General features: G+C 72.5%; 6 protein-coding genes. 4 read left to right on the top strand and 2 right to left on the bottom strand.

Going from position 1 to position 8,007, the window contains the following annotated elements; genetic code table 11:
* Together BMW99_RS36620 and BMW99_RS36615 are read right to left on the bottom strand one after the other, a co-directional pair.
* The coding region (locus BMW99_RS36620) for a WXG100 family type VII secretion target (RefSeq protein WP_143080607.1) at positions 1 to 995 on the bottom strand (995 nt) is incomplete at its 3' end.
* A gap of 322 nt (positions 996 to 1,317) precedes the next feature.
* Entirely contained in the window at positions 1,318 to 1,746 is a 429-nt protein-coding gene (locus BMW99_RS36615; protein ID WP_069466323.1) for a LysR family transcriptional regulator, read from the bottom strand.
* Between the two features lie 15 nt (positions 1,747 to 1,761).
* Here BMW99_RS36615 and BMW99_RS41020 point away from each other — a divergent pair, with 15 nt between their 5' ends.
* The 4 genes from BMW99_RS41020 to eccCa all read left to right on the top strand — a co-directional run bounded on the left by BMW99_RS41020 (position 1,762) and on the right by eccCa (position 7,974).
* Entirely contained in the window at positions 1,762 to 1,959 is a 198-nt protein-coding gene (locus BMW99_RS41020; protein WP_141726392.1) for a hypothetical protein, read from the top strand.
* A 9-nt stretch (positions 1,960 to 1,968) separates the two neighbouring features.
* A complete protein-coding gene (locus BMW99_RS36610) occupies positions 1,969 to 2,790 on the top strand; it encodes a LysR family transcriptional regulator substrate-binding protein (RefSeq protein WP_069466324.1) in 822 nt (273 codons plus the stop codon).
* Positions 2,791 to 2,972: 182 nt separating this feature from the next.
* Positions 2,973 to 3,890: a helix-turn-helix transcriptional regulator gene (locus tag BMW99_RS36605; RefSeq protein WP_079138880.1), complete on the top strand. Its 918-nt coding sequence runs from the start codon at positions 2,973 to 2,975 to the stop codon at positions 3,888 to 3,890.
* 112 nt (positions 3,891 to 4,002) lie between these two features.
* A complete protein-coding gene (gene eccCa / locus BMW99_RS36600) occupies positions 4,003 to 7,974 on the top strand; it encodes a type VII secretion protein EccCa (RefSeq protein ID WP_075018303.1) in 3,972 nt (1,323 codons plus the stop codon).
* Positions 7,975 to 8,007: the final 33 nt, after the last annotated feature.

The following is an 8,007-nucleotide window of genomic DNA, read 5'->3' as shown; positions in this document are numbered from 1 at the left end:
TCCCCGTGGGCGGGTGGCGGGTTCTGTTGTTGCCATTGGGTGCGGGCCCATGTGCCGTTGCCGGTTTGCGTGGGGTCGAGGGGGAGGGGGGTGGTGAAGATGTCGTCTGCGTTGTCGGGTCCGGGGGTGTTGAGGTCTGGGAGGTCGGGGAGTTTGAAGTCGGTGTCGGTGAGGTGGGGTTCGTCGTGGGGGCCGCCGCCTCGTCTTCCGCCGTAGAGGCCGCCGATGGCGCCGGAGGTCGCGGCGAGGCCGTTGGTGAGGGCGTCGCCGAGGTTGCCGTTGATGGCGTCCATGGTGAAGGTGGTGGCGATGCCGGTGGCGCCGCCGACGGCGAGTTGGCGGCCGAGGGCGTTGCCGAATTTGGGGGGGACGAATTTGGCGGCTTCGGTGAAGATGCCGGCGAAGGCGCCGCCGACGGCGCCGCCTTCGACGGCTTGGAGGGTGTTGTCCCAGCTCCAGGAGGTGCGGTCGCCTTTGAGGAATTGGATGACCTGGACGGCGACGTCGGTGCCGAGCATGAAGGCGGTGCCGATGACGACGTTGCGGGCGAGGGACTGGAGGATTTTCCAGCACACCGTGCGGACGGCGGCGATGACGAGGCCGTCGAGTTCGGGCAGGCCGACGGAGGCCAGCTCCCACAGGGCGTAGGCGAGGAAGATGAGCTGGATGAGGAGGGAGTACTTGGTGTACTCCAGTTGGACGGCGGCGTTGCGGGACAGGTCGCCGATGCCGTTGGCGGATTGGGCCACGTTGGGCAGGACGGTGCGCATCTGCCGGGTGAAGTCGGCGAACTGGTCGGCGACGGGGCCCCCGAGGGAGTCGAGGACGCCGGTGGTGGCGGGGTCGATCTCGTCGGTGAGTTTTTCCAGGTGCTGGGCGGACTGGTACCAGGCCTGGGCCAGGACCTGCATCTTGTCCTCGTCGCCCTTCGGCCACGACTGACCCACCGCGAGCTCGGCCACCCAATCCAACTCAGGCGGCAGGTCGATACTCACGGGCGGTCTCTCCGCATCGCACGCATTCGAGGGCCCTCCCGGCGGCCGCGCCGCCGCGGCCGATCCCCACGCCCGCCGGTAACGGCCGAACGAGACGCCAGCGCCAGGTAACACCCTCATTAACGGCACGTCACGAAGTGGGGCCGGGAATCGGCCCGTTCGTCTGCCGAGGCTGCCCGTACGGCCCTGGACGCCCCGCGCCGAAGGGGGTGCGATCGCCGCCGCACCATGCCGAAGGGCCCCGCGGCGGATGCGCAAGGCCCTTGTACCCGCAGGTAGATGACGGGCGACAGCGAGCGGGGTGGGGAGGGAACGGCCGGGGTCAGGCCGGGATCGCCCCTGTGGCCAGGCGCCGGTCCAGGGCTTCCTGGTAGGGGGCGATGGCCAAACCCTGGGCGGCCAGCCAGGACTCGGCGTAGTAGGTGTCCAAGTTGCGGTCGGTCACCCGGGTCGCAGATAAGGCCACCATCCGCACCAGGCCGCCACCGTGCGCGACCACCGAGGCGACCTCGTGGTCGGCCGCGCGCATCGCCGAGAAGATCGCGTCGGCGTGCCGCACCAGTACGTGACCGACCTCGGTGAGCTGTAGTCCGCGGCCCACCCGCACCACCAGCGGCGCGCCCACTGCCTGCTGGAGCCTGCGCATCTGGTAACTCACGGCGGGCTGGACATAGCCGAGCACTTGGGCCGCGGCGGTGTAGGAGCCGGTACGTGCGACCTCGGCCAGCACCCGCAACTGCTCGACGCTCATGAGCACATCATAAAAATGATTGATGGAAGAACGAAAAGAGTCTCGCTGGACGAACGCAACCGGCGGATGATCCAGCAGTTGGGGGCGGCCCGGCCCGATGAGCGGGTCACGCTGGAACAGGCCGAGCCGGTGGATGCGCGGCGGCTGATCCGCACCGACGAGGCGGACCTCGGGCTGCTCTGCAACTGGGAGAACGGGGAGCTGCCGGAGTGAGAAGAGACCATGCTGCGGCTGGACTTGATGACCGACCGCCGCTTCGTGGTGATGCGCGAGGACCACCCGCTGGCCGACCGGCCCACCGTGGACCTGGCCGAACTCGCCGAGGTGAACTGGGTGATGGAGAGCTTCCGGGACCGGTTCGTGGCCGCCTGCACCAATCTCGGCTTCGCACCGCGGGTGGCCACCGCGGACGACGCGCCGGCCATCCAGGCACTGGTGGCCTCCGGCGTCGGGGCCAGCCTGATGAGCGAACTCGCCCTGCACGCCGACGTCTTCGTCGGCGTGGCCTGCCGCCCCTTGAGCAACTGGTCGCTGCGCCGCACCTATCTGCTGCTGTGGCCGGGCATGCTCCAGGTGACGGCGGTGGCTGCCGCGGTGCGGGTGATCCGGGCCACCCTCCCAGGAGGCGGCGGCCCGGGCCCACGATCGTCCAGCCACCTCTGGGGCGCGGTTGACAACAAGTCACCGGTAGCGTTGTGTTACATCACAAGCAAGGCCGCTACCGGCCGGTCCGCCCCTTCGGGCGCCGGCCCGGCAGCACCCCGGTCGCCCGCGCTCCGCACCTCGCAGTGCGCGGCGGCCGTCTCGCACAGCGGGCGAATCTCCGGCGCCCGGTGCGCACCCCCGGCCCGGCCGCCTGCCCGCGGACCGGCGGAAGGTTTCGCCTGTCCGCCACCCCGTACTCCGGCTCCGGACCGAGAGTCGGACTGTTCCGGCATACCACCGCACCGCGGTGGCATGTGGGACCGGTGCGGCCGGGCAGGGCGGCATTCGGCGAATTCCGTCTTCCTGGCCCGTGAACGTTCAGCGGAGCAGCCCGTATGAACATCCAATGTCGGTTCACGCGCACCGCGCGAAAGCGCATGTCCTTCTGCTGACATATCTGCTGATCAAAATCTTGTTCAGGGGTCAACGATCTACCCCACCGGTCCGGTACCGCGCCGACCAGCGTGCACCGGACAGGGGTCGTTGGAGCACCCCCCCTGAACGCCGGAGAGGAGACACGGATGGCAATCACCGGTCCACGCGGTGCTGCCCCCACCGCCCCCGTCACCGCCTACCAGCCCGGGCAGGCACCGAGCCGGACCGCCCCGGCCGTGCTGCACCGACGGCCCCGCACCGCCGCACCGGCCCGCACCGCCGGGCACGGCACCCACCCCGCGGCAGGGGACCAGCACCCCACCGAGCCGGCGCGCCCCGAGGGCGCCCGCGGCCACTCTGGTTCCGAAGAAGGCGAGAACCCGGAGCACTCCGGGGCTCCCAGTCAGCACGGCGGCACCGTGCCCGCCGCGGAGGGCGCCGCAGACGGCCACGGCGCCGTACGGCTCGCCGTGCACACCGCCGACCCCATCACCCGGCTCGCGCTGGTCAGCTACGTCCGCCAGTTCCCGCACCTGGCGCTCACCCGCTGGAGCGCGGCCGCCGACATCGTGATCGCCTCGCTGGAGAACCCGGACGCCGCCGCGATCGGCGGGCTGCGCCGCCAACTGCCCGGCGACCCGCAGCTGCTGCTCATCGTGGAGGGCGCCTGGACGGCCAACCTGCACTCGGCGCTGGACGCCGGGGTGCGCGCGGTCATCTTCCGGCACGACTTCACGTGGGACCGCTTCGGCGAGGCCCTGCGCGAGGTGCAAGCGGGCCACGGCGACCTGCCCACCGAGCTGCAGGGCCGGCTGATGGACCAGGTCCGCCAGACCCACCGCGAGGTGCTCACCCCGCGCGGCCTGACCCCCGGCGGCCTCACCCTGCGCGAGGCCGACGTGCTGCGCCTGGTGGCCGAAGGCTACGAGCTGCAGGACATCGGCTCGAAGCTGGGCTACTCCGAGCGCACCATCAAGAACGTGCTCTACGGGGTGATCAAGCGGCACCGGCTGCGCAACCGCGCGCACTCGGTGGCCTACGCGATCCGGTGCGGTCTGATATGACCTCCGCGGCACATCCGTCCCACCCGGCCGCACCTGCTGCTGCCGCCTCCTGCGCGGCGGCCGCGACCGGCGCGCTGTCGTATCCGGGTAACCAGCCGAAGGGACAGGCCCGTTGAGCACCACCGTGGTCCGGCGCACACCGCGCACGGAGGGCCCGGAGCTGCCCGAGGGGCAGGTCGAACTCGCCGAACCGCCCTCTCTCGGCGAGCCCGCGCTCGCGGACGTCAGCTCCGCGCTGATGTACCTGCCGATGGGCCTGGGCAGCGGCGCGATGATGCTGATGTTCTCGCAGGGCCGGCCGGGCCCGACGACCTACATGATGTCGGGCATGATGGGCGCCTCGATGGCGAGCATGGCGCTCACCCAGCTGGGCCGCACCGGCGGTGAGCGGCGCCGCAGGATGCGCGCCGAGCGGCGCGACTACCTGCGCTACCTCGCCCAGAAGCGGGGCCAGGCGCGGCAGGCCGCAGACGAGCAGCGGGCCGCGCTGCTGTGGAACAACCCGCCGCCCGGTCAGCTGTGGACGCTCGCCTTGGGCGAGCGGCTGTGGGAGCGCCGGCCCAGCCACGACGACTTCGCCCGGGTGCGGATCGGCACCGGCACCCGGCGCGCAGCGCTGGAGTTCCTGCCGCCGCAGACCCGCCCGGTGGAGGACCTGGAGCCCCTGTCCGCGGTGTCCCTGCGCCGCTTCACCCGAGCCCACCAGCGCGTCCCGCACCTGCCCGTGCCGGTAGCGCTGCGCCGCTTCACCAGCGTGGAGTTCGCCGGGTCCGGCACGGCCGCGCTCGACCTGATGCGCTCCATGGTCGGCCAACTCGCGGTGCTGCACGCCCCCGACGACCTGCGGATCGCGCTGCTGGGCGGGGAGTTGGCGGCCGCGGAGTGGGAGTGGCTGAAGTGGCTGCCGCACAACGCCCACCCACAGGAGTCGGACGCGGCCGGGCCGCTGCGGCTGGCCGCCGCCGACCACGATGAGCTGCTGGAGCTGCTCGGCGCCGAGGTCCGCGACCGGCCCGACCACGACCCGGAGTCCCAGCCGAGCACCGCCGAGCCCTTCGTGGTGGTCGTCGCCCAGGACACCCGGCTGCCGGAGAGCTCGCGGCTGCTGGGCGCCGGGATGCGCAACGTGGTGCTGCTGGACGCCACCGGTCTGCTGCCCGGCGGCGAGAAGGTGCTGCGGCTGACGATGCGCGACCGCGAGGCGGAGTACCCCTCCGGCGAGGGCACCGCGACGGTGGCCGCCGACTCCTTCAGCCGCAACTCCGCCGAGACCCTGGCCCGTACGCTGGCGCCGCTGCGCACCAGCGGCTCGATCGACCTGGTCGACCGCTCGCTGGACTCCGACTTCGAACTGACCACCCTGCTCGGCCTGCGCGACCCCTACACCTTCGACGTGGCGACCTCCTGGCGGCCGCGCCAGGCGCAGGCGGCGCGGCTGAAGGTGCCGCTCGGCGTCACCGAAGACGGCGAGGTGGTCGAGCTGGACCTGAAGGAGTCCGCGCAGGGCGGCATGGGCCCGCACGGCCTGCTCATCGGCGCCACCGGCTCCGGCAAGAGCGAGCTGCTGCGCACCCTGGTCACCGGCCTGGCCGCCACGCACTCCTCCGAGGTACTCAACCTCGTGCTGGTGGACTTCAAGGGCGGCGCCTCCTTCCTCAACATGGAGCGACTGCCGCACACCTCGGCGGTCATCACCAACCTGGCCGACGAGATCCACCTGGTGGACAGGATGCGCGACTCCATCTCCGGCGAGATGGTCCGCCGCCAGGAGCTGCTGCGCTCGGCCGGCTACTCCTCGCTCTTCGACTACGAGAAGGCCCGCCTGTCAGGCGCCAGCGGCCTGACCCCGCTGCCCTCGCTGCTGATCATCGTCGACGAGTTCTCCGAACTGCTCGCCTCCAAGCCGGAGTTCGTGGACCTGTTCGTCTCCATCGGGCGCCTGGGCCGAAGCCTCGGGGTGCACCTGCTGCTCGCCTCGCAGCGACTGGACGAGGGCCGCATCCACAAGGTCGAGGGCCACCTGTCCTACCGGGTCGCGCTGCGCACCTTCTCCGCGATGGAGTCCCGCAGCGTCATCGGCGTCGCCAACGCCTACGAGCTGCCCTCCGCGCCCGGCAACGGCTACCTGAAGGTCGACACCACCAACCTGGTGCGCTTCAAGGCCGCCTACGTCTCCGGGCCCGCGCCCGCCCCGCCGGCCCCCGGCGAGCAGGCGGCAGGACCCGACCCGGTCGGCGAGATCGCGCTGTTCGGGCTCGGCCGGCTCGGCCCGTCCCGGCCGATCGAGCAGCCGCAGCCGGCCGCCGCGCCCGAGCCGGCCACCAGCCCGGCGGAGCCCGGCGCCGGCGACAAGACGCTGCTGGAGCTGCTGGTGCGCCGCCTGGAGGACAGTGGACCGCCGGCCCGCCAGGTGTGGCTGCCACCGCTGACCGACTCCCCCAGTCTGGACGAGCTGCTGCCCGGCGTCGTGCCCGACCCTGTGCGCGGCATGAGCGCGGCCGGCCACCGCGGGGCGCCGCTCTCACGGGTGCCGCTCGGCACGGTGGACCGCCCCTACGAGCAGGCCCGCGAGCTGCTGGTGGCCGACCTGTCCGGGCCGGACGGGCACCTGGGCCTGGTGGGCGCGCCACAGACCGGCAAGTCCACGCTGCTGCGCACCTTGATGCTCTCGCTCGCGCTGACCTGCACGCCGGAGGAAGTGCAGTTCTACTGCCTGGACTTCGGCGGCGGCCTGCTCTCCACCACCGGCCTGCCGCACGTCGGGTCGATCGCCGGCCGGCTGGACCGGGACCGGGTGCTGCGCACCATCGCCGAGATCGGCCAGCTACTGGAGCGGCGCGAGCAGGACTTCGCCGCCCACGCCCTGGAGTCGATGGCCGCCTACCGCGCCCAGCGAGCGGCTGGCGCCATCGAGGACCCGTACGGCGATGTCTTCCTGGTGGTCGACGGCTGGGCGACGCTGCGCTCGGAGTACGAGGAGCTGGAGCCGGTCGTCCTGGACATCGCCGCGCGCGGCCTGGCGTTCGGCGTGCACGTGGTGGCTTCGGCGGTGCGCTGGTCGGAGATCCGGCCGCGGCTGCGCGACCTGCTGGGCACCAAACTGGAGCTGCGGCTCGGCGACGCGATGGAGTCCGAGGTGGGCACCCGTACCGCGGCGACCGTGCCGCACCAGCCCGGCCGCGGCCTGATCGCCTCCGGGCACCACTTCCTGTCCGCGCTGCCCCGTATCGACGGCTGGTCGGGGGCCGACGACCTGACGGCCGCCACCAAGTCCGCGGTCGCCGAGATCGACACCTTCTGGAGCGGGCCGCGCGCCCCCGAGGTGCGACTGCTGCCGGCCCGGCTGCCGGCCGACAAACTGCCCTCGCCGCCCACCAACATCGCGGACCTGCGGCTCGCGCTGGGCCTGGACGAGCAGCGGCTCGCCCCGGCCTGGCACGACTTCGGCAGCACCGCGCACCTGACGGTCCTGGGCGACCGCGAGACCGGCAAGACCAACCTGCTGCGGCTGGTCATCCGCGGCATCCTGTCCCGCTACACCTCCGACGAGGCGCGCATCCTGGCCGCCGACCCCAGCCGCGGCCTGCTGCGCGAGATCCCCGAGGCGTACCGGGTCGGCTACGCCGTGGACGGCGACGGCCTGAGCCAACTCGCCCAGTCCGCCGCCACCTCGGTTAGCCGGCGCCTGCCCGGGGCAGACATCAGCCCCGAGCAACTGGCCATTCGCGACTGGTGGCACGGGCCGCGGCTGTTCGTGCTGATCGACGACTACGACCTGATCAGCGGCATGCCCGGCGCGCCCTCCCCGATGGCACCCCTGGTGCCGCTGCTCGCCCAGGGCCTGCACATCGGCCTGCACCTGGTGGTCGCGCGCAGCGCCTCGGGCGCGGGGCGGGCGATGATGGACCCGGTGCTGCGCCGGCTGTGGGAGCTGGGCAACCCCGCCCTGCTCTTCTCCTATCCGCGCGAGGAGGGCAAGTTCCTCGGCGAGGCCAAGCCGCGCACGCTGCCGCCGGGCCGGGCCCAACTCGTCACCCGCCGCTCGGTCGGCCTGGTCCACACCGGACTGGTCACGCCCGCCTGACCCCCTCGCGGGACCCGGCCGCCCGCCGGCGCA

The sequence above is a fragment of the Actinacidiphila rubida genome, assembly GCF_900110255.1.
Lineage (GTDB): Bacteria > Actinomycetota > Actinomycetes > Streptomycetales > Streptomycetaceae > Actinacidiphila > Actinacidiphila rubida.
Note: the sequence above shows the minus strand (reverse complement) of the source record. Positions and strands in the feature narration are given on the sequence as shown.

Excerpts from the sequence above, each read along its gene's own strand:
- BMW99_RS36615 (WP_069466323.1), bottom strand. The coding sequence starts at position 1,746 with ATGAGCGTCGAGCAGTTGCGGGTGCTGGCCGAGGTCGCACGTACCGGC.
- BMW99_RS41020 (WP_141726392.1), top strand. The coding sequence starts at position 1,762 with ATGATTGATGGAAGAACGAAAAGAGTCTCGCTGGACGAACGCAACCGG.
- BMW99_RS36610 (WP_069466324.1), top strand. The coding sequence starts at position 1,969 with ATGCTGCGGCTGGACTTGATGACCGACCGCCGCTTCGTGGTGATGCGC.
- BMW99_RS36605 (WP_079138880.1), top strand. The coding sequence starts at position 2,973 with ATGGCAATCACCGGTCCACGCGGTGCTGCCCCCACCGCCCCCGTCACC.